Here is a 21,660-nt window from a genome sequence, read left to right on the forward strand (position 1 = left end):
TAGTTCTGGAGTTCCCATGAAACGCGATTTGGCAATGGCTTTTTCCCGTGTCACTGAAGGTGCCGCGCTGGCAGGTTATAAATGGCTCGGCCGTGGCGACAAAAACGCCGCTGACGGCGCTGCTGTCGAGGTCATGCGTACCCTGCTAAACAAAACCGAGATCACCGGTGAGATTGTTATCGGTGAAGGGGAAATTGACGACGCCCCTATGCTGTATATCGGCGAGCAGGTGGGTGCCGGTGGCGATGCGGTCGATATCGCGGTCGATCCGATAGAAGGCACCCGGATGACCGCCATGGGCCAGAACAATGCGCTGGCGGTGCTGGCGGCCGGTGAAAAAGGGGCGTTTCTCAAAGCACCTGACATGTATATGGAAAAACTGGTGGTCGGCCCGCAAGCCAAGGGACAGATAGATCTCAATCTGCCGCTGGAAGACAACCTGGTCAATATCGCTGCCGCGCTGGGTAAGCCGTTAGAAAACCTGGTGGTGACCACACTGGCGAAACCGCGCCATGACGAGATTATTGCCAAAATGCAGGCCATGGGCATTCGTGTCTATGCCGTGCCGGACGGCGACGTAGCCGCTTCCATTCTCACTTGCATGCCAGACAGCGAAGTCGACGTAATGTACTGCATCGGCGGTGCGCCGGAAGGTGTGGTCTCGGCGGCGGCCATCCGGGCGTTAGGCGGTGATATGCAAGGGCGCCTGCTGCCACGTTTTCTGGTCAAAGGCGGCAGTGATGACAACTACCGCATGGGCCAGCAGGAAATGGACCGCTGCCGCGAAATGGGTATTGAACCCAATCAGGTCCTGCCGCTGGAGCAAATGGCGAAAAGCGACAATGTGATCTTTGCCGGTACGGGTATCACCAAAGGCGATTTGCTGGACGGCATTACCCGCAATGGCAATATCGCCACCACAGAGACCCTGCTAATCCGCGGTAAATGCCGCACGATCCGCCGAATCAAGTCGATTCATTACCTGGACAGAAAAGACCCGGCTATCCTGCCTCATATTCTCTGACAGCTCTCTGCCGTCCCGGTATGTGATTAGTACCGGGATAACCGCCTGATCATAATAAGACTTTCACTGCTTTTTTTATAAAGCTGGGCTATGCTATTTAGTAAAGCCATTGCTTTATATACTTAGCTGGCCACATAATAGGCGCATGAATACAAGTAATACGACTATGAAAACCATAGATAAAATTCTCCATAGAATGAAGCAAGACGGCCCGGTCACTGCCAAAGCCCTGTCAGAGGAGCTGAGCCTGACGACTATGGGAGTGCGCCAGCACTTGCAGGGATTGGAAGACGACGGTCTGGTGGGGTTTGAAGATATCAAAGCCAAAGTCGGCCGGCCAACCCGTCACTGGCACCTGACAGCTCAAGGCCATGAGCAGTTTGCCGATCGTCACGGTGACCTGATCATTCAAATGCTGGATTCAGTGGAAAATCTGTTCGGTCAGGAAGGCTTGCAGAAGATTTTGCTGCAGCGCGAAGAAGGCACGCTGAACCAGTATCAGCAGGCCATTGCAAAGGCCACAGATTTAAAAGAAAAACTTCAGATTCTGACTACACTGAGGGAAAAGGAAGGTTACATGGCACAGCTGGAGTCCGATGAACACGGCTTCATTCTGATTGAGAACCATTGTCCTATCTGCCATGCCGCGAAGCGCTGCCCCTCTCTTTGTCGATCTGAACTGGCGGTCTTCCAGCGTCTGCTGGGAGACAGTGTGACAATAGAGCGTAACGAACACATTATTGCCGGACAGCGCAGATGCAGCTACCGCATTAATCCGTCCTGAGAATCTGACTATGTAAGAAGGAGATCACAATGGCTGACTGGATCCCTGCCAAGGTTATCAGTAATCGTCACTGGAACAGCGAACTGTTCAGTTTAACGCTGGAGGCGAATATTGAACCCTTTAAAGCCGGGCAATTTACCAAGCTGGCGCTGGAATGCGACGGCAAAATGATCCAACGCGCCTACTCCTTTGTCAATCCGCCCAGCAGCCATCAGATTGAAATCTACGCCACCAGAGTGGCTGACGGTTTGTTGTCCCCTCGCCTGCACGCCCTGCAAGCCGAAGACGAAGTCTTCATCACCGCCCGGGCTAACGGCTTCTTTATCTTAGATGAAGTGCCTGACGGGGATAGCCTGTGGCTGTTGTCAACCGGGACGGCCATCGGGCCCTACCTCTCGATTCTGCGGGAAGACACGGTCTGGCAGCGCTTTCGTAAAATCGTGCTGGTGCATGCCGTTCGCTTTGCCGCCGATCTCAGCTATCAGGCAGAAATCAACGCGCTCAAAGCAGCCCATCCCGAACAGCTGATCGTCCAGCCCTTTGTCAGCCGCGAGCCGGCACCACTTGCGCTCACCGGCCGCATTCCTCAGGCCATTTCAGACGGCCTGCTGGAACGCCATGTCGGCATACCGCTCAATCCTCAAACCTCGCAACTGATGCTGTGCGGTAACCCGGCGATGGTGAAAGACACCAAGGCGGTACTGGAAGCGCGCGGATTTGTGAAAAACCTGCGCCGTAAGCCCGGCCAGATCACTGTCGAGCACTATTGGTAACCGGGCTGGTAGCAGGCTCAGAAGCCACTGCCAGTCTTATTCCCTGTACACTCAGGTCACTTTTATTGAGCGTCTCATCAATGAGACGTTTTTTTCATTCCCCGCCATCTAGTGTTAAGTAAGTCACAGATTTGACGCTTGGGGAATGAGTTATGCAGACGTTACCATCCTTTGATGAACTCAAAAAACTGGCCGAAACGGCACCTGAAGAGCTGGAAGCCTTGCGACTGCGAATGAGCGAGGAAATCATTGAAAACGCCAGCCCAGCCATGCAACCACGCTTGCGCGCGCAGATGAGCCACATCAACCAGGTCATTGCGCGGGGTAAAAACCCGAACCATACCAATATGCTGCTGCGGGCTGAATTACAACAACAATTACAGCGCTTTGCCCGCTCACTGACAGCGCCGGAAACCCTGACAGAACATGAAGCGAAAGTGATGCCGTTTCGCCGTCAGGCATAATGCCAGCGATACGAATACCGAGGGCCAGCCTGAATGCTGGCCCGTTTTTTTGGTCTGAGAGTTAAAGATAGGATCTCCACTTCCAGCTTCAGCTGTCTTTTCAGCTTCAGCTATCTTTTCGACTTCAAATAGGTGTCGATTTCCATATCCCGGATTTCAATCGTCAGGCTGTCAATCGTCGCAGCGTGCTGCTCCAGCAGCGGCATCAGACGCTCTGCCAGTCCGCGCTTACAGTCATCGTCACGCCCCGACAACAAAGCCAGTTCCAGATGAATAAAATTATGAGCATCACCGCCCTCTCCCACCTGCCACTGATGACAAGGATAGGCACGAGATTTCACAGAGGCGGGTTCAAATACCCCGCAGGTTAGCAATGACTGATGAAGATCTTCCAGTAAGGCTGCAACGTTAACGCGCTCAGCAACGGGATCGGCAAATTCCAGCTTCAGGTGGGGCATACAACTCTCCTTGTTGGTCAGGGGCGACCCGATATTCCATTAACTGGCGCATAACTTAGCCGATTTTACTGACGACAGCGACACGGGCATGCAGAAATCCCCTGTTGATCACTTTTCACCATCAATGTGGCTAGCCGCTCTGAGTTGAAAGTGAAAATTTATTACAGCTCAGAGTTCACTTTTGCCGTTGAAACAGGTACAACCGGGCATGGATTTGTTCGAGATTAAGGAAGTTTACGTCTATCGGGCGTATACTGTCGGACGTTTAAACCTGCATTATCAGGCAGGCTGCACTGAACACACTACTGCCTGACAGCGGTGTACTCAGTTTAGTCTGACTTTAGACATCACATAGATATGGAGAAAATCTTATGCGTCATCCTGTAGTTATGGGTAACTGGAAACTAAACGGCAGCAAAGAAATGGTCACCAACCTGCTGACAGGTCTGGATGCCGCGCTGGCTGGCGTTGAGGGCGTTGATGTGGCAGTCGCGCCACCTGTGATGTACCTGGATCTGGCACAGCGTCTGATCAGCCAGGGCAAGAGCAAGATCATTCTGGGTGCCCAGAACGTTGATGTGAACGCCAGCGGTGCTTACACAGGTGATATCTCACCTGAGATGCTGAAAGATTTCGGCGCCAGCCACATCATCATCGGCCACTCAGAGCGTCGTGAGTACCATCACGAGTCGGACGAGTTCGTGGCTCAGAAGTTTGCCTTCCTGAAAGAGAACGGCCTGACGCCTGTACTGTGCATCGGTGAATCTGAAGCGCAAAACGAAGCCGGCGAAACGGTTGCCGTTTGTGCCCGCCAGCTGGACGCTGTGATCAAAACACAAGGTGTTGAAGCCCTGAACGGTGCCATCATCGCCTATGAACCTATCTGGGCCATCGGTACCGGTAAAGCGGCGACTGCCGAGCAGGCACAGGACATTCACGCCGCTATCCGTGCCCACATCGCGTCTTTCAGCGCAGAAGTCGCGAAAAACGTAGTGATCCAGTACGGCGGTTCGGTTAAAGCCGGCAATGCCGCTGAGCTGTTTGCGATGCCAGACATCGACGGCGCCCTGGTTGGCGGTGCAGCGCTGGATGCAGAAGGCTTTGCCGCTATCGCGAAAGCAGCAGCTGAAGCCAAGAAATAAGATACCATCAGGGGCGGCACACGCCGCTCCGGCAGCATCCTGTCTCAGGCAGGAGCACAAAAAAGCCGACCACAGCAGCGTCGGCTTTTTTTATTCACTTGTCCCGTCCTGAAATGATCAGAACAGCTTATCGGCAACCTTGTACAAATCTGTGCGCACCGGGCGTTTCATATTTTCGATGGCATCAATGATGTCGTGGTGGACCATTTTTTCATTCTGCACCCCCACGCAACGGCCACCTTCGCCCTGCATCAGCAAATCAACCGCGTAAGCACCCATACGAGAAGCCAGAATACGGTCAAAGGCAGTTGGCTGTCCGCCACGCTGGATATGGCCCAGCACGGTGGCGCGGGTTTCGCGGCCGGTTTCCGTCTCGATATACTTAGCCAGCTGATTGACGTCTGTCATCAGCTCGGTAATCGCCACAATTGCGTGCTTCTTACCTTTGTAGATGCCTTCTTTGATTTTGGCCAGCAGCTGCTCTTTGTGCAGGCCGGTTTCCGGAGTGATGATGTACTCACAGCCACCGGCAATCGATGCCATCAGGGTCAGATCGCCGCAATGACGGCCCATGACTTCAACAATCGAAATACGCTGGTGCGACGATGAGGTATCACGCAGGCGGTCAATCGCATCAATTACGGTATTCAGCGCCGTCATAAAACCGATCGTATAATCAGTACCGGCCACATCGTTGTCTATGGTGCCGGGCAGGCCGATACACGGATAGCCCATCTCGGTCAGCTTTTTCGCCCCCATGTAAGAGCCATCACCGCCGATCACCACCAGCGCATCGATACCGTGAATTTTCAGGTTTTCGATCGCCTGAGCACGGACTTTCTCATCACGGAATTCAGGAAAACGGGCAGAGCCAAGAAACGTGCCGCCCCGGTTGATCACGTCAGAGACACTGGAGCGGTCGAGTTTCTGAATACGGTTCTGATGCAGGCCCTGATAGCCATCATATACACCGTAAACTTCCAGGCCTTCTGATAAACCTGCGCGAACAACTCCGCGAATCGCCGCGTTCATACCTGGGGCGTCACCGCCACTGGTCAAAACACCAATCTTTTTAATCATGGTTACCCTCTGACTTTGGGAAATGAAAATCCTTTCCTTTGCGAGCTGGCCCAAGTCAGCGACTCCGCCTCGCCTCCCTCACGGTGGCGACTCGCGTAAACTGTAACTTTCCTACTAATGTAGGAGTATTACAATTTAGAAAAACGATGTATTGATTCATATCACGTAAACTTGCCATGTGTCGGCAGCCTTGTTGGCATACTGGAACCCCGAGTGTGTTTTGTACCCCAGGTTGCCGCCAGGCTATATGCCACTAAGTATATGCTTAGTTCGCAATGTCGGCCGCCTCGCCGGCAAATTCTCCCGAACCCTGACGGTAAGTATGGTTTCCGGCCACATGGACAGCTAAATATTATTCGCAGTATAGCGGTTTTGTGATGAAATTTAATAACAAAATTGACAAGTTAAGCTCATGGTGACAACAAAAAAAGCCACAACATTTCGTTGTGGCTTCGGTATTTTCAGTCAAATGCAGCATTATTCACTGTGTTTTTCTTTCCATTTCGCCATGCACTCTGCCTGCTTCTCAGCTTTTAATGTCTTGTACTGTGCTTTCTGCTCCGCTGTCAGAATGTTGAGCATGTCGTGACGTTTTTTCATCATGCTCACACGACGCTCAATTTGTTGATCTGACATTTGCTTGGCCAGATCACGCACTGCATTTTCATCAAAGTTGTCGGCTAGCAGCAAATCTTGCATCTTATCGTGATTTGCTTTCATGGCTTCACGGCCCTGGGCCATGTTTTCGCGCATCTCTGCCTTATTGCTCTCGCGCAGGCTGCGCATCTGCTCTTTTTGCGCGTCGGTCAGATCCAGAGACTGCATAACGCCGCGCTCGGCACGATGACCACCACAGTCGCCATAATGACCTTTACCATGAGACTTGCCCCCTTCCGCCAGTGCCGAAACGGAGCCCAGCAGCATAGGTACCGCTAATACCATAGCGACTGTCGTTTTCATTTTCCGGGTCATAGTCTTATTCATATCCTGTTCTCGCTCTGTTGATGTCCGATAAGCAAATACTACCCGCTGGCAGGTAAACTGTTGTCGTGAAAACGTAAAGCTGGGTAAAGCACTGTCATCCGGCTTGGCCTGCTTTCGGGCATAGGGGATACTTAACCTGAATCATTTAGAGGGTATGGAATCAGTATGGCAAACATTCTTCTGGTCGATGACGATAATGAACTGACAGCACTGCTCAATGACATCCTTCTGCTGGAAGGCTTCACAGTGCGCGTCGCGCACAATGGTGAGCAAGGGCTGTTAATGGTTGATGAAGACACAGATCTGATCCTGCTGGACGTCATGATGCCAGTCATGAATGGCATTGATATGCTGCGTAAACTCCGCGAAACCACCAGCACGCCAGTGCTGATGCTGACCGCTAAAGGCGAAGAGATCGACAGAGTGCTGGGACTCGAGCTGGGCGCGGATGACTATTTACCCAAGCCTTTCAGTGACAGGGAACTGCTGGCCCGCATGCGTGCTATTTTACGCCGCTCCCGCATGGTGCAGGACAACCAGAGCGAACCAGACTGCATGACCTATCTGGATCTGACCATTTATCCCGGTCGCCAGGAAGTTACCTGTAACGGTGAGCTGATCGACATGACAGCGACTGAGCTGGCCCTGCTCAGCCACCTGATCCGCCACCCCGGCACAGTAGTGACCAAACAGGATCTCAGCCTGGAAGTGCTGGGCAAACGCCTGGCGCCGTTTGACCGCGCCATCGACATGCATGTCTCGAACCTGCGTAAAAAACTCCCCCCGCGCGAAGACGGTAAGCCCAGAATAAAAACCCTGCGCGGCAAAGGCTATCTGTTTGTGGAGGCGGGATGAAGCGGCCCCTGTTTAACCTGCCTGTGTTCAGCCTGCCCATTTTCAACCGGCTCTCCAGCCGGATCTTTGCGATTTTCTGGCTGACCCTGATGCTGGTCGTTGTGGTGCTATTGCTGTTACCGCACCTTGATCCACGCTCGCAACACACTATTCCTCAGCCGGAACTGAATCGTTATCAGGACGCGGCGGAGCGCATCTCTGAGCGCTTGAGCAGTCAACCCGGCACCCTGCAGGAAAAACTGCAGCCGCTGGCTGATCCCAAGCGCCACAAAGGTATGCAGTTGTATTTCACCAATGATGACGGCGAGCTGCTCACGCCGCATCAGCGCACCAAAGCGTTGCGCAATTTCATTACCAGTGCCGACAGCCCGGACGCGCCGCGCCAGAAACTCTACGGCCGCTGGATGGTGGCCGGGCCTTTTCTGGTTAAAGATCAGCAGCAAAGCGCGCTGATGTATATCGGCAGGGTGTCACACCGGCCACCGCCTTTCTTTCTGCGCATTCTCGATCAGCCTTTTCATCTGCTGCTGCTGACCATGCTGATCAGTACGCCGCTGCTGTTGTGGCTGGCCTGGGCATTAAGCCGCCCGGCGCGCAAACTGCAGGAAGCGGCGCAACGGGTGGCGAGCGGACAATTCACCCAGGATCCGGCACTCGAATCCTCCGGGCCGCGCGAATTTCGCCAGGCTGGTGCCAGCTTCAATCAGATGGTCACCTCGGTCAATCAGATGATAGGCGGGCAACAGCGGTTGCTGTCGGATATCTCTCACGAGCTGCGCTCTCCCCTGACCCGGCTTCGCATGGCGACCGCCCTGGCCCAGCGCAAGCAGGGCAACAGTCCGGAGCTGGATCGGATTGATACCGAAGCGGAGCGCCTGGAAGCCATGATCGCCAAACTGCTGGAACTGTCGCGGATGCAGATACACGGGCAGGAAACCCGCGAATACAGTGATGCGGTCAGCCTGTGGCAGGAGATGCTGGATGATGCCGAATTTGAAGCCAGTCAGCACCAGAAAAGCCTGACCTGCAGCCCGCTGCTGTCCTGGCCGCTGGCCGGAAACCCCGAGCTGTTGATCAGTGCCCTGGAAAATGTCGTTCGTAATGCCATCTACTACAGCCAAGATCGCATCGAAGTTCAGTTCAGCGCCAATGACCACTCGCTGACCGTGACCATAGACGATAACGGCGAAGGGGTACCCGATGATCAGTTGAAAGATATTTTCCGGCCTTTCTACCGGGTATCAACCGCCCGGGATCGCCACAGCGGCGGCACCGGATTGGGGCTGGCCATCACAGAAAATGCCATTCGCCAGCACAATGGCAGCATCACCGCCAGCCGCAGTCCGCTGGGTGGCCTGCGAGTGACCCTGCTGCTGCCGCTGGCGCAGAAAAGCCAGCGTCACTCGTTGTCACAGCCGGAAGCACGGTAGTCCCGGATCCCCATGCCGGTCCAGCGTTTGAACGCTTTGGCAAACGCACTGTCGTCCGCATAACCAAAGTACAGCGCCAGGTTAGCCTGTGTGCTGCCCTTTTGGTTCAGCATCTGCAGCGCCTGCTGTTTTTTTATCTGCTCAGACAATGCCCTGAAGCTGACGCCAAAATCCGCCAGCTTGCGGTTGAGGTGGCGCTCGCTGAGATTACACAAGGCCGCGGTCTGGGCGCGGGTCAGGCTGGGTTGCTGTGTCAGCAGATGGCTGATCTGCTCCAGAAAAGACGCTGGAGCCAGGCGTTTCATCTGCTGCTGGGCCAGCCGTATCAGCTGAGCCTGCAATTCCGGCTGGATGTCACGCCGGCTGCACAGCCAGTCTTCATCACTGAAAACCATGTAGTTCCCTGTCCGGGCAAAACAGACCTGGGTATCGCCAAACACCTCATGGTACAGGGCTAACGGCGCCTGAGGCGAATGCTCGAACGCGACCAGCTTTGGGATCACCGGGCCGCTGGCGACCACGGCAGCGCCCTGCATCACGCTGGCAAAAATGGCTTCCAGCCGCGCGGCTCTGGCCGCTTCAAAATGAGGACGGTAGACCAGGTGCCAGCCTTCCTGACTGTGGAACCGGGCAAAGCGTCCGCCTTCTCCGACCAGATCAGAAAAACGCAGCAAATTGTCCACCGCACCGGCCAGATTGACACTGCTGAGTAACAAAAAGCCCAGCATATCAAACTGATCGATCTGCAGCTGGCGGCCAATCCGCAACCCGACCCCGTCGCAATCGGCGTGATCCGCAATCGCCTGCCAGAGCTGATCCTGCAGCGACAGCGGCAAGCGCTCACCGGCCGGACAGGCAGCCACCTGACGTCGCAGCGCGTCCGGCAGAGCTATCCCCAAAGACGGCAGAAATTTAAGAATCGCTTTGCTGAATCCTGATGTAACAGTGCTGGGGTACATAGCGCTAACCCGGGCAGTCAATTGATCATACTTACCGCCGTTATACCACAGGCCCGCCGGCGAGCACCGTGATACGGCTCGGAACCCGGCTGTTATTTCGGGCCATTACATCCCGAATTAACCTGTTCACGTCCCGTCTGGGCCATAGCAAAGTGTTAACAAAAAGTTAATGATAGTATTCAGGACCTAAACAGAGAGTCATTCAGTATGCATCCCTACGTTGTGATTGGAGCCGGGCCTATGGGCCTGTGCACAGTGCGCCGCCTGGCCGAACAAGGATTGCCTGTCATCGGGCTGGAAGCCCATGCCGATGTCGGCGGACTGTGGGACATCAGCAGCCCGACCAGTACCATGTACCAATCGGCTCACCTGATTTCCTCCAAGCGAATGACAGAATTCTCTGATTTTCCGATGGCGGATCATGTGGCCACCTACCCGAAACATGATCAGCTTTGTCGCTATTTTCAGGATTATGCACGGCACTTTAATCTGTATGGTCACTATCGTTTCCATGCCTGGGTGGAAAAGGTGGAACCTTGCCAGGGCAACTGGCTGGTCACATACCGTCAGCATGGTGAGACCTTTACCCTGACGGCATCCGGGGTATTGCTGGCCAATGGTACGCTACATCACCCCAGACGGGGCAACTTTGGCGGTGACTTCCAGGGTGAGCAATTTCACAGCAGCGATTATAAAAGCGCCGAGGTCTTTGCCGGAAAACGTGTACTGATTGTCGGCTGTGGTAACAGTGCCTGCGACATTGCGGTGGATGCCGTGCACCGCGCCCGCTCGGTTGATATGGTGATCCGCCGCGGGTATTACTTCCTGCCCAAATTTGTGGCGGGCATACCCACAGATACCCTGGGTGGCAAAGTGCGCTTGCCGAACCGGCTGAAGCAAATGGTCGACGGCACCCTGGTCCGGCTGATCTCCGGCAAACCCAGCCAGTTTGGCCTGCCAGATCCCGACTACCGTATGTATGAATCCCACCCTGTGGTCAATTCCATGTTCCTGCACCACATAGGGCACGGTGATATCACTGTGCGCCCGTCGATTGAGCAACTGTTGCCGACTGGTGCGCGTTTTCAGGACGGGCAGGAAGCAGAGTATGATCTGATCCTTGAGGCCACCGGCTACTCTCTGCATTACCCCTTTATTGACCGCCAGCACCTTAACTGGAACGGTGATGCACCTGGCCTGTACCTTAATATTTTCACGCCACAGCATGACAACCTGTTTGTGATGGGGATGGTAGAAGCCTCAGGTCTTGGCTGGCAGGGACGCGATGATCAGGCTCAGCTGGTGGCCCGTTTTATCCGGGCCCGCCATGAGAAACCGGCCGCAGCAGAAAAATTCATGCACAAAGTCCGCCAGCAGGCCAGCCGCAGAATTGATGGCGGTATTGCGTACCTGAACCTGGAACGCATGGCCTACTATGTACACAAAGCCGATTATCTGGCGGCGCTGAACCACGAAATTCGCCAGCTGCAATGGGAGAGCTGAATGTCGAGCACTAGCCTGCTGTTACTGAATCTGATTCTGGCGATGATGATGTTTGGCATCGCCCTGAGTCTCAAACCGGCCGACTTCCGCCAGGTTGTTCGCCAGCCCAAAGGCCCCCTGACCGGGCTGGCTGCCCAGTTTGTGCTGATGCCGGCGCTGACCTGGCTGCTCACCCTGCTGGTGCCCATGCCCGCCGAAGTGGCGCTGGGATTAATCCTGGTCGCCAGTTGCCCCGGCGGCAGCTTTTCCAATATCGTCACCTATCTGGCCAAAGGCAACACGGCCATGTCCATCAGTATGACTGGAATCGCCAGTGTCGCCGCGGCCTTCATGACCCCCTTTAATTTCATGTTTTATGCCAGCATGAACCCGCACACCGCCCAGTTACTGAAGCAAATTGCTGTACCACCGGAAAGCCTGTTCACTGTGGTGGCACTGGTGCTGGCGTTACCGCTGACGCTCGGACTGATCTGCAGCCAGATGGCCCCCGGCTTTGCCAAACGCAGCGAACCCTTTTTCCGCATCATCTCGCTGCTCACCCTGTTCGGTTTTGTGGCTATCGCGCTGATCACTAACTGGCCGCGCTTTATCGCCGGCGCCAGTGTCTTCCTGCTGGCCGTTATCTTCCACAATGCTCTGGCGTTGGCCATCGGCTGGCTCTGTGCCTGGGTCATGAAGTTGCCGGTTGCCGATCGCCGGGCGATCACACTGGAAGTCGGCCTGCAGAACTCCGGCCTGGGACTGGGCATCATTTTCACCTTTTTCGGCGATCTGACCGGTATGGCCATTATTGCCGCAGGCTGGGGGATCTGGCATCTGATCAGTGGCATGGGACTGTGCTACTGCTGGCACCGGCTGGATAACCGCCGCGCTGCCCTCACCTCACCTGTTTCATCCACTCGCGAACAGCATAAAGGGACCTTATGACACAGCGAATTTTAATCACCGGCTGCCAGGGCTATCTGGGCCGGCAGCTCAGTGTACGCCTCGCCCAGCACGCCGAGGTATTTGGTATTGATATTCATGATGCTCAGCCTGAGGGCGTCACCTACCAGAAAATGGACATTCGTTCTGCCGCGCTGAGCGATTTCATTGGACGTCACCACATCAGCCATGTCATCCATCTGGCCAGTATTGTGCAGCCATCCCGTGACAGGCAAAGAGACTATGACATTGATGTCAACGGGACGGAAAATCTGCTCAAAGCCTGTATCACCAGCCAGGTCGCCCACCTGACAGTGACCAGCAGCGGCGCCGCTTACGGCTATCATGCCGATAATGCAGAGTGGTTGCGTGAGTCCGACCCGCTGCGGGGGAACCGGCATTTTTCCTACAGCTACCACAAACGACTGGTGGAAGAGATGCTGGCCGCATACCGCGTCGCCTACCCGGAACTGCAGCAGCTGATCCTGCGCCCGGGCACTGTGCTGGGCGCTGAGACCAACAATCTGATCACTGACCTGTTTCGCAAAGACAAGTTGCTGGCCGTTAAAGGCTCGCCGTCGCCGTTTGTCTTCATCTGGGATCAGGACGTCGTCGATATCATCACCGAGGGGGTCAGCCATAGTAAATCCGGGCAATTCAATCTGGCGGGAGACGGTGCCCTCAGCGTTCACCAAATCGCCGATATTCTCGGTAAAGACACCCGTGATTTACCGGCCTGGCTGCTGAAAAGCGCCCTGCGGGTCGGCAAGCTGCTGCGTATGACCCAATACGGGCCCGAGCAACTGGATTTTCTTCGCTATCGCCCCGTGCTGGCAAACTACGCGCTGAAATTTGATTTTGGCTATATCCCGAAAAAAACCTCGCTGGAGGTGTTCGAATATTATGCCAGCCAGCAAGGGTTGATCCCGGCCAGGGGGTGTCAGCATGACTGAGCACAAACCTGTTGCCATCCTCACCGGCGCCGCCTCAGGGCTGGGCCGCGATCTGGCGATTCGTCTGTCATATGGCTACCGGCTGTATCTGATAGACAGGGACCAGGATAAGCTGACTGAACTGGCCGCCACGCTGGAAGACAGCCGTTTTTTTATCTGCGATCTGGCTGACAGCCATGCCATAGACACGCTGATTACTGATATCCGGCAGCGCGAGCCTGAGATTGCGCTGCTGATCAACAATGCCGGTATTACCCACCGCTCGCTGTCCCGTATTACGCAACCGGCAGTGATAGAAAAAGTCATGGCGGTGAACTTCTTCGCGCCGGTCCGCCTGACCCAGGGGCTGCTGCCGCTGCTGGTGCAACACCAGGCCAAAGTGGTCAACATCAGCTCGATGGCAGGCTGGATGCCTGTTTTGGGCCGGGCCGGTTACTGCGCCTCTAAATCAGCCCTGCACCAGTATTTTGAAACTTTCCGGGCTGAAATGCACAGCGACGGCGTGACAGTTCTGATGGTCTACCCGAGCTTTCTCGATACCCCCATAGAGCACAATGCCCTTAATGGCGACGGGGGCCGCAGCCGCCATCAACGCTCTATGGTCGGTAAAATACGCCCCAGTTCGTGGATGGCCGAGCAGATTGTCACTGCCATCAGGCAAGACAAACAACGGCTGTTCCCGGATGCCTTTACCCATTTTTCCAGCCTGCTGTACCGTTTGCTGCCGCGGGTTTTTCTGCACCTGATGAGCCGGAAATTTGCCACTGAGCTTGAGGTCAAACCATGACACTGGTGTGGCTGGGCCTGGCGATTATTCTGGCCTTTGGTATTGAAGCCATGACGGGATTTGGCAGTATAGTGCTGGCGCTGTCGCTGGGGGCGCTGGTCATGGATCTGGCATCACTGGTTCATATTCTGGTGCCGCTGAATCTGCTGATGACGGCGCCGCTGGTCTGGAAGCTCAGACAGCACATACAGGTTTCATTCCTGCTGTGTTCCGTGTTGCCCATGATGCTGGTCGGCACAGCCGTCGGTGTCGGGCTGACCCCCTATGTCCCCGAACTGCTGAGCAAAACCCTGTTTGCCGGCCTGATCATCTGGTTCGCCGCCCGAGCCCTGCTGCAACCGACGGCGGTTGAGATGCCGGCACTGCGGCGGCACTCCACCATCACCGCGGCCGGGATCACCCACGGCCTGTTCGCCTCCGGCGGCCCGCTGCTGGTCTATGCGCTGGCCCGCACCTCGCTGGATAAAACCCAGTTCAGGGCAACCTTGCTGACGGTCTGGCTCAGCCTCAATGGTTGCCTGACCCTGTATTTTATCCTGGCCGGCGAACTGGCACCCTACCGGGAAACCTTGCTCTGGCTGGCGCCCTGTGTCGGCATAGGGGCATGTATCGGTAACCGGCTGCATCACAGTATCGATCAGGCGCACTTCAGCAAGCTGGTGTTTGGTGTCCTGCTGGTCGTCGGGCTGATTCTGATGACCAACACATTGTTTTCCTGGGCAGCGCTCAGCACTGGTTCCTGGCCATGAATGCAGGCTACAATAGTGTTTTTGCCGCTGCTGTAGCCTGACCATGTTTGATATCGCCCTGTACGAACCTGAAATTGCGCCCAATACGGGCAACATTATTCGCCTGTGCGCCAATTGCGGTGCGCATCTGCACCTGATTGAGCCGTTAGGCTTTGATCTGGAAGAAAAAAAACTACGCCGTGCCGGTCTGGATTACCACGATCTGGCCCATGTGCATCGTCACGCCAACTTTGAGGCCTTCCTGGCCGCCACTGCCGGTCGCCGCCTGTTTGCCTGCACCACCAAAACCACCCAGTACCACACTCAGGCCCGGTTTCAGGACGGCGACATACTGTTGTTCGGCCCGGAAACCCGCGGCCTGCCGGCAGCTGTCATAGAGAGCCTGCCCCAGGCGCAGCGGCTGCGCATCCCTATGCATCCGGACAGCCGCAGCCTGAATCTCTCCAACGCAGCCGCCATCATTGCCTATGAGGCCTGGCGCCAGTTTGATTTTGCCGGAGCCAGATAGCCCGGGCAGCAAGACAAAAAAGGGGTCTGCCGACCCCTTTTTCACGATGAGATATTGAAGGCAATCGGCACTCAGATACCGTCACCGGCAATAAAGGTCTGGTAAATGCCATTGAACTGCTGATCCATATCCATGGACGGTTTGTCGCTGCTCGGACGGCCGACAATTTTCGCCGGTACTCCGGCCACTGTGGTATGAGGCGGCACAGGTGCCAGCACCACTGAGCCCGAACCGATCTTGGCCCCTTCACCCACTTCAATATTCCCCAGCACTTTGGCACCGGCGCCTATCATCACCCCTTCACGTATTTTAGGGTGACGGTCGCCGCACTCTTTGCCTGTCCCGCCCAGCGTCACATCCTGCAAGATAGACACATCGTTTTCGATAATTGCCGTCTCACCAATCACGATACCGGTAGCGTGGTCAAACATGATGCCCTGACCGATGCGGGCCGCCGGATGAACATCCACCTGACAAGTCACTGAGATTTGATTTTGCAGATAAATGGCCAGTGCTTCGCGCTTTTGCTTCCACAGCCAGTTGGCAACACGATAGCCCTGCAAAGCGTGAAAACCCTTCAGATACAGAAGCGGCACAGAAAATTTGTTGATAGCAGGGTCACGGTCAACAACGGCGCGAATATCGCACGCGGCCGATTCCGTCAGCATACTGTCCGCAACATACGCCTCTTCCACCACTTCCCGCACTGCCATTGCAGGCATGGAAGGGGTAGCCAGCTTGTTCGCCAGTATATAGCTGAGTGCGGCACCCAGATTATCGTGCTTAATGATGGTGGCATGGTAAAAACTGGCCAGCATGGGCTCCTGCTCAGTCAGCACCTTGGCCTCTTGCTTAATCGTCTCCCAGACGGCTTGCTGTTGACACTCCCTCACGTCGTCCCCTGTATATCCTTTATGTGTTTGCACCATAGCCTGCACCCTACTCACCTGATGAGTATCGACTGCTGATAATGGTTATAACTTTAAACTTCTCAGAAAAAAAAACAACGCGGGCTTTTTTGCCCGCGCTGTGTTGTTCCGGTAAGGCAACTTTTCCAGCCGCTCACTCGTCTTTCTTGGCCCGTGCCAGCAGATCTCTGGCGGCCTCGCGCGCATCTTTACCCTGATAAAGCACCTGATAAATCTGCTCGGTGATCGGCATATCCACACCAAAACGCTGGGCAAGAACCCAGACTTCTTTGGTATTACGATACCCCTCAACCACCTGGCCGATACTGTGCTGCGCTTCATCAACCTGTTTTCCCTGCCCCAGTGCCAAGCCAAAACGGCGGTTGCGCGACTGGTTATCGGTACAGGTCAGCACCAGATCGCCCAGCCCGGCCATACCCATAAAGGTTTCCGGCTGAGCACCCAGCGCCGCACCCAGACGGCACATCTCGGCCAGTCCGCGGGTGATCAGAGCGGTGCGGGCATTGGCACCATAACCAATCCCGTCTGACATTCCGGCACCGATAGCAATCACATTCTTCACCGCGCCACCCAGCTGCATACCGATAAAATCGTTATTGCTGTAGACCCGGAAGCTTTTATCGCAGTGAATTTTATCCTGCAGATCTTTAACAAACCCGGCATCCGGTGACGACACCGCTATCGCGGTGGGCAAACCGGCGGCCAGCTCTTTCGCGAACGTCGGCCCGGAGAGGACAGCCAGAGGCACCCCCTCGCCCAGGATCTCATGGGCGACATCCTGCAACAGACGTCCGGTTTCCGGCTCCAGCCCTTTGGTGGCCCAGCAGATCCGCGAATCATCACGCAGGAAAGGCTTCATCTGTTTCAGCACATCGGCAAAAGCATGGCTGGGCACCACCAGCAGTAAATCCCGGCTGGCTTTAACGGCGGCTTCCAGATCCACACTTAGGATCAGCGAGTCCGGAAAGGCCACGCCAGGCAGAAATGCCTCGTTGGCCCGATCTGTTTCCAGCTGCGCCATATGCGCAGCGTTATGGCCCCATAAAATGACATTAGCGCCATTACGGGCCAGCGAGATGGCCAGCGAGGTGCCGTAAGAACCGGCACCCAGCACTGTCATCGTTATTGCGTTATCAGTGATTGAGGTCATGCTGTGTCGCCAATCAGGCTTGAGTGCTTTCCTGGTTACCTTCCGCCTGACTTTGCAGGTAGTTCATGAACAGGGCATCAAAATTAACCGGTGCCAGGTTCAGTTGCGGGAAAGTGCCTTTGACAACCAGGCTGGAGATAGTTTCACGTGCGTACGGGAACAAGATGTTCGGGCAGAATGCGCCCAGGCAATGGGCCAGTTGTGGCGCTTCCATACCGGCTACAGAGAAAATACCGCCCTGCTGAACTTCACACAGGAACGCCGCTTCTGACGCATTGTTCACTGTGACTGTCAGACGCAGTACGACTTCGTACACACCTTCCGCCAGCTCACGACTCTGCGTATCCAGATCCAATTTCACTTCAGGGTTCCATTCTTTCTGGAACATTTCCGGCGAGCTTGGCGCCTCGAAAGACACATCTTTCAGGAAAATGCGTTGGATTTGGAAGTTCTGTTGCGCTTCGTTGGTCGCTGCTTCAGCCATGTTATTGTCCTTTTTTGATGATTTCGTTAAGAAATCTGTCATTTTTACCGGAATCTTCCGGCCTGAAATAATGGGCAGCTGACACCGTCAGCCACCTGAGAGTTCAAGAACTTATTTCTTTCCCTGCACCAGAGGCAAATTGGCCTCATTCCAGGAAATCAATCCGTCCTTCAGCAGGCTAACTTTAGCGTAACCCGCTTTGTGCAGCAGGCTGGCACTTTCCTGCGCCGTCTGACCTGTTTTGCATACCACAATGATGGGGGCTGACTTATACTTTTCAAGCAGTCCAAAGTTCTCGGCTTTAATTTCGCTTGGTAAAATGTGAAGTGCGCCTGCAATGTGGCCACGCTGGAAATCATCTTTGCTGCGAATATCGACAAACACGCCGTCTTCACGGTTGACCAGCACTGTCGCCTGATTAGGGGTGACAACGGCATAACCCGCGGTTTTTTGCTTCACCATGGAAGATATCAGGGCCAGAACCAGGCCAACCCAGACCAGTGACAAAATGGGATTACTCGTAACAAACTCTATGAATTGCTGCATGATTTTCGCTCTATTAACCTTTACTGCCTGCCGGATTCCCGCACAGTGGCAAGATTCAACCAAAATTAAGGAAACTGAGTATACCTGTGGCCGGAATGATGTACAGCCACCCGCCACATTTACGCGTCACGGCTCACTGCTTTCTGCGCAATAACCACACATCGCAAGGCGCCGCCTATAACTACAATAGAAAAAAACGCATTCTCAGATCTTACGTTACACAGTAGAAATGAATATATTCTAGGTAGTAAAGATAACAAACCATTTACAGCAATGTTTGATCTGAACTACAAAGTAGCGGTGATTTTGTAGTAAAATTACCGACCTGACTACTTACCTGAGCGCCTTGATACGACATTACAGCCGGATGTTGAGGTAATTGGTCTACATTTTCAGATTGTTCACATTTATGGAGAGGACAGCTTATGTCTGCTAAGAAACCACTGGCTCTGGTGATTCTGGACGGTTGGGGATACCGCGAAGATACCGCAAATAACGCGATTGCCAACGCCAACACCCCGGTACTGGATAACCTGATGGCGCATGAAGCCAACACCCTGATCCAGGCCTCCGGGCTGGACGTGGGCCTGCCTGATGGCCAGATGGGTAACTCAGAAGTGGGCCATACCAATATTGGTGCCGGCCGTGTGGTGTATCAGGATCTGACCCGCATTGCCAAATCCATCTCCGACGGTGAGTTCCAGCATAATCCTACGCTGGTGAAAGCCATGGACAGCGCTATCTCCGCGGGGAAAGCCGTTCACATCATGGGGCTGATGTCACCTGGCGGTGTTCACAGCCACGAAGATCACATTGAAGCGGCTGTGAAAATGGCGGCAGAACGCGGTGCTGAGCATATTTACCTGCATTGTTTCCTGGACGGCCGCGACACGCCACCGCGCAGCGCACAAGCCTCTCTGGAACGTTTCGACGCGCTGTTTGCCCAGTTGGGCAAAGGCCGTACCGCCTCTCTGGTTGGCCGTTACTACGCCATGGACAGGGATAACAACTGGGAACGCGTCGAGTCTGCCTATGATCTGCTGACCGCAGCCAAAGGGGATTTCACCGCCGCCTCTGCCGTCGAAGGCCTGCAGGCTGCGTATGCCCGCGAAGAAAACGACGAATTCGTCAAAGCCACAGTGCTGCGTGCCGACGGCCAGCCTGATGCCGCCATGCAGGACGGTGATGCGGTTGTCTTCATGAACTTCCGTGCCGACCGGGCCCGTCAGATTTCACGCGCCTTCCTGCCAGCTTTCAGCAGTTTTGAACGCAAACAGTTCCCGGCATTGCACTTCGTGACCCTGACGCAATACGCCGCAGATATCGATTTGCCATCCGCGTTCCCGCCGGAAAGCCTGACCAACACCTTAGGCGAATGGCTGTCGAAACAGGGCAAAACCCAGCTGCGCATTTCTGAAACCGAGAAATATGCTCACGTGACCTTCTTCTTCAATGGCGGTGTCGAAACCGAGTTTGACGGCGAGTCCCGCGCCCTGGTGGCATCACCAAAAGTGGCAACCTATGATCTGCAGCCTGAAATGAGCGCCCCTGAGCTGACTGACAAGCTGGTCGCGGCCATCAAAGGCGGTGAATTCGATATGATCATCTGTAACTACCCGAACGGCGACATGGTCGGCCACACAGGTGTCTACGATGCCGCGGTGAAAGCCTGTGAAGCCATTGATGAAAGTATCGGCCGTGTAGTTGAAGCCATCAAAGAAGCGGACGGACAGCTGCTTATCACCGCCGACCACGGTAACGCTGAAATGATGGTGAACCCGGAAACCGGGGGCATTCATACCGCACACACTAACCTGCCTGTGCCGCTGATTTATGTCGGCAACAAGCAGATCAGCCTGAAAGACGGCGGTAAGCTGTCTGATCTGGCGCCAACCATGCTGTCATTGACCGGGCTCCAAATCCCGTCAGAGATGACTGGTCAGGTGCTGTACGATCTGAAATAATCCCGGACATGCGGGAATTATTTTATAGTGCAATCTGTACACTCCGCGCCAGTGCCTTAGGCACTGGCGCTTTGCTATGCCTGGCGTTCAGTGCCTCCGTGTCTGCCGACGGTCAGAATCAGCTTGACGGCATGAAACAGGAAATAGCACGGCAACAAAAACAGCTGAGCGATAAAAAACAGCAGCTCAACGATGTCCAGAAAACCCTGAAACAACAGGAGCTGGCCATCGCCAGAGCGGCCGGCAATATTCACGCCGCCGAGCAAAAAGTCGACGGTCTGATACGCTCTATCAGCCAGCTGGAAAAAGAACAGCAGGCACTGCTACAACGTCAGATTGGCCAGCGTGAGCTGCTGAAAGAACTGCTCACCAGCCAGTACAAAATGGGCAAATCCTCGCCGCTCGCCAACTTACTGGGCGAAAGCGACCCTGCCCGGTTAGACCGCATGGCCATCTACGCCTCACATCTCAGCCAGGCTCGCAGCCATGCACTGGATGAACTGGCCGCCACGGATACCGAACTGCAGCTCAAAAAACATCAGTTAAGCGAACAGCGTAATGAGCAGCAAACCCTGCTTAGCCAGCTGAAAAAAGACAGGGCGACACTGCTGGGCAGCCAGCAGGCGCGTAAAAGCACGGTCAGGGAATTGCAGGGCCAGTTGAACGCAGATAAACGCTACTTAACTGAACTGAAAAGCAATGAATCACGCCTGATCACCGAAATTGCCAAAGCCCGCAAAGCGGCCGAGGACGCGGCGCGTCAGGCCAGAGTCAGTATGGATGGACTGGGCAAATACAAAGGTAAATTGCCCTGGCCGGTTTCGGGCAGAATTCGCCACGCATACGGTAGCCCGCTTCAGGGTGAGCTGCGCTGGAAAGGCATGGTGATCGGTCAAGCTGTGGGCAGCGAAGTAAAAGCCGTACATGGCGGGAAAGTCGTCTTTGCCGACTGGTTGCGCGGCTACGGCCTGATGGTTGCCGTGGATCACGGCCAAGGCGATATGACCTTCTACGGTTATAACCAGACCGTGCTGAAAAAAGTGGGCGATAGCGTGCAGCGTAACGAAGCCATTGCCTTGGTTGGCGACAGCGGCGGGCAGGAATCACCGGGACTGTATTTTGAAATCCGCCGTAAAGGCACGCCAACCAATCCGCAGCCCTGGCTGACCCGTTAACCGCATTTATGACACGCAGCACCCGGTAGCAGAAC

General features: G+C 54.9%; 23 protein-coding genes. 15 read left to right on the plus strand and 8 right to left on the minus strand.

Annotated elements, in window-relative coordinates:
• Positions 1-16 precede the first annotated feature (16 nt).
• The 4 genes from glpX to L6J37_RS09645 all read left to right on the plus strand — a co-directional run bounded on the left by glpX (position 17) and on the right by L6J37_RS09645 (position 3,045).
• Positions 17-1,024 (plus strand): class II fructose-bisphosphatase, encoded by a 1,008-nt coding sequence (glpX, locus tag L6J37_RS09630; RefSeq protein WP_192015964.1) that lies wholly within the window; start codon positions 17-19, stop codon positions 1,022-1,024.
• A 166-nt stretch (positions 1,025-1,190) separates the two neighbouring features.
• Complete coding sequence (locus L6J37_RS09635) at positions 1,191-1,808, plus strand: helix-turn-helix transcriptional regulator (protein WP_192015965.1); 618 nt, start codon at positions 1,191-1,193, stop codon at positions 1,806-1,808.
• Between the two features lie 29 nt (positions 1,809-1,837).
• The gene (locus tag L6J37_RS09640; RefSeq protein ID WP_237794897.1) at positions 1,838-2,581 is read left to right on the plus strand and encodes a ferredoxin--NADP reductase; all 744 of its coding nucleotides are present in this window, start codon (positions 1,838-1,840) and stop codon (positions 2,579-2,581) included.
• Positions 2,582-2,733: 152 nt separating this feature from the next.
• On the plus strand, positions 2,734-3,045 hold the full coding sequence (locus L6J37_RS09645; protein ID WP_192015967.1) for a DUF3135 domain-containing protein: 312 nt from the start codon (positions 2,734-2,736) through the stop codon (positions 3,043-3,045).
• A 110-nt stretch (positions 3,046-3,155) separates the two neighbouring features.
• Here L6J37_RS09645 and L6J37_RS09650 read toward each other — a convergent pair whose 3' ends face one another.
• The gene (locus L6J37_RS09650; RefSeq protein WP_237794899.1) at positions 3,156-3,503 is read right to left on the minus strand and encodes a 5-carboxymethyl-2-hydroxymuconate Delta-isomerase; all 348 of its coding nucleotides are present in this window, start codon (positions 3,501-3,503) and stop codon (positions 3,156-3,158) included.
• A 371-nt stretch (positions 3,504-3,874) separates the two neighbouring features.
• Here L6J37_RS09650 and tpiA point away from each other — a divergent pair, with 371 nt between their 5' ends.
• Complete coding sequence (gene tpiA / locus L6J37_RS09655; RefSeq protein WP_192015969.1) at positions 3,875-4,645, plus strand: triose-phosphate isomerase; 771 nt, start codon at positions 3,875-3,877, stop codon at positions 4,643-4,645.
• Between the two features lie 117 nt (positions 4,646-4,762).
• On the opposite strand, the gene pfkA is transcribed toward tpiA, so the two are convergent.
• Both pfkA and L6J37_RS09665 read right to left on the minus strand, forming a co-directional pair.
• Positions 4,763-5,725 carry a 6-phosphofructokinase gene (pfkA, locus tag L6J37_RS09660; protein ID WP_027250596.1) on the minus strand — a complete coding sequence of 321 codons (963 nt, stop codon included), beginning with the start codon at positions 5,723-5,725 and terminating at the stop codon, positions 4,763-4,765.
• Positions 5,726-6,202: 477 nt separating this feature from the next.
• Complete coding sequence (locus L6J37_RS09665; RefSeq protein ID WP_370630678.1) at positions 6,203-6,709, minus strand: CpxP family protein; 507 nt, start codon at positions 6,707-6,709, stop codon at positions 6,203-6,205.
• A gap of 165 nt (positions 6,710-6,874) precedes the next feature.
• Here L6J37_RS09665 and L6J37_RS09670 point away from each other — a divergent pair, with 165 nt between their 5' ends.
• Positions 6,875-7,564 (plus strand): response regulator, encoded by a 690-nt coding sequence (locus L6J37_RS09670; protein ID WP_192015970.1) that lies wholly within the window; start codon positions 6,875-6,877, stop codon positions 7,562-7,564.
• Positions 7,561-8,994, plus strand: coding sequence for an envelope stress sensor histidine kinase CpxA (cpxA, locus tag L6J37_RS09675; RefSeq protein ID WP_237794901.1), 1,434 nt, complete (start codon positions 7,561-7,563; stop codon positions 8,992-8,994). The genes L6J37_RS09670 and cpxA overlap by 4 nt, the downstream gene beginning before the upstream one ends.
• On the opposite strand, the gene L6J37_RS09680 is transcribed toward cpxA, so the two are convergent.
• Positions 8,964-9,953 carry an AraC family transcriptional regulator gene (locus L6J37_RS09680; RefSeq protein ID WP_237794903.1) on the minus strand — a complete coding sequence of 330 codons (990 nt, stop codon included), beginning with the start codon at positions 9,951-9,953 and terminating at the stop codon, positions 8,964-8,966. The genes cpxA and L6J37_RS09680 overlap by 31 nt on opposite strands.
• Before the next feature lie 207 nt (positions 9,954-10,160).
• Here L6J37_RS09680 and L6J37_RS09685 point away from each other — a divergent pair, with 207 nt between their 5' ends.
• The 6 genes from L6J37_RS09685 to trmL are packed head-to-tail and all read left to right on the plus strand — an operon-like array spanning position 10,161 to position 15,377.
• Positions 10,161-11,456 (plus strand): flavin-containing monooxygenase, encoded by a 1,296-nt coding sequence (locus L6J37_RS09685; RefSeq protein ID WP_237794904.1) that lies wholly within the window; start codon positions 10,161-10,163, stop codon positions 11,454-11,456.
• The gene (locus tag L6J37_RS09690) at positions 11,457-12,383 is read left to right on the plus strand and encodes a bile acid:sodium symporter family protein (RefSeq protein WP_237794905.1); all 927 of its coding nucleotides are present in this window, start codon (positions 11,457-11,459) and stop codon (positions 12,381-12,383) included.
• Complete coding sequence (locus L6J37_RS09695; protein WP_237794906.1) at positions 12,380-13,333, plus strand: SDR family oxidoreductase; 954 nt, start codon at positions 12,380-12,382, stop codon at positions 13,331-13,333. The genes L6J37_RS09690 and L6J37_RS09695 overlap by 4 nt, the downstream gene beginning before the upstream one ends.
• A complete protein-coding gene (locus L6J37_RS09700) occupies positions 13,326-14,120 on the plus strand; it encodes an SDR family NAD(P)-dependent oxidoreductase (protein ID WP_237794907.1) in 795 nt (264 codons plus the stop codon). Before L6J37_RS09695 ends, L6J37_RS09700 begins: the two co-directional genes overlap by 8 nt.
• Positions 14,117-14,869, plus strand: a complete 753-nt coding sequence (locus L6J37_RS09705) for a sulfite exporter TauE/SafE family protein (protein WP_237794908.1) — start codon at positions 14,117-14,119, stop codon at positions 14,867-14,869. The genes L6J37_RS09700 and L6J37_RS09705 overlap by 4 nt, the downstream gene beginning before the upstream one ends.
• Positions 14,870-14,912: 43 nt before the next feature.
• Positions 14,913-15,377: a tRNA (uridine(34)/cytosine(34)/5-carboxymethylaminomethyluridine(34)-2'-O)-methyltransferase TrmL gene (gene trmL, locus L6J37_RS09710; RefSeq protein WP_218384462.1), complete on the plus strand. Its 465-nt coding sequence runs from the start codon at positions 14,913-14,915 to the stop codon at positions 15,375-15,377.
• A gap of 71 nt (positions 15,378-15,448) precedes the next feature.
• On the opposite strand, the gene cysE is transcribed toward trmL, so the two are convergent.
• From cysE to L6J37_RS09730, 4 genes are all read right to left on the minus strand, one after another.
• Complete coding sequence (gene cysE / locus L6J37_RS09715; RefSeq protein ID WP_225445185.1) at positions 15,449-16,306, minus strand: serine O-acetyltransferase; 858 nt, start codon at positions 16,304-16,306, stop codon at positions 15,449-15,451.
• Positions 16,307-16,439: 133 nt separating this feature from the next.
• Positions 16,440-17,456, minus strand: coding sequence for an NAD(P)H-dependent glycerol-3-phosphate dehydrogenase (gene gpsA / locus L6J37_RS09720; protein ID WP_311567646.1), 1,017 nt, complete (start codon positions 17,454-17,456; stop codon positions 16,440-16,442).
• A gap of 13 nt (positions 17,457-17,469) precedes the next feature.
• The gene (gene secB, locus L6J37_RS09725) at positions 17,470-17,940 is read right to left on the minus strand and encodes a protein-export chaperone SecB (RefSeq protein WP_027250588.1); all 471 of its coding nucleotides are present in this window, start codon (positions 17,938-17,940) and stop codon (positions 17,470-17,472) included.
• A gap of 111 nt (positions 17,941-18,051) precedes the next feature.
• On the minus strand, positions 18,052-18,486 hold the full coding sequence (locus tag L6J37_RS09730; RefSeq protein ID WP_192015979.1) for a rhodanese-like domain-containing protein: 435 nt from the start codon (positions 18,484-18,486) through the stop codon (positions 18,052-18,054).
• Between the two features lie 425 nt (positions 18,487-18,911).
• Here L6J37_RS09730 and gpmM point away from each other — a divergent pair, with 425 nt between their 5' ends.
• Together gpmM and L6J37_RS09740 are read left to right on the plus strand one after the other, a co-directional pair.
• Entirely contained in the window at positions 18,912-20,450 is a 1,539-nt protein-coding gene (gene gpmM, locus L6J37_RS09735; protein ID WP_192015980.1) for a 2,3-bisphosphoglycerate-independent phosphoglycerate mutase, read from the plus strand.
• An 8-nt stretch (positions 20,451-20,458) separates the two neighbouring features.
• Positions 20,459-21,625 (plus strand): peptidoglycan DD-metalloendopeptidase family protein, encoded by a 1,167-nt coding sequence (locus L6J37_RS09740; RefSeq protein ID WP_237794909.1) that lies wholly within the window; start codon positions 20,459-20,461, stop codon positions 21,623-21,625.
• Positions 21,626-21,660 lie beyond the last annotated feature (35 nt).

This window comes from Photobacterium sp. WH77 (assembly GCF_022014395.1).
Lineage (GTDB): Bacteria > Pseudomonadota > Gammaproteobacteria > Enterobacterales > Vibrionaceae > Photobacterium > Photobacterium arenosum.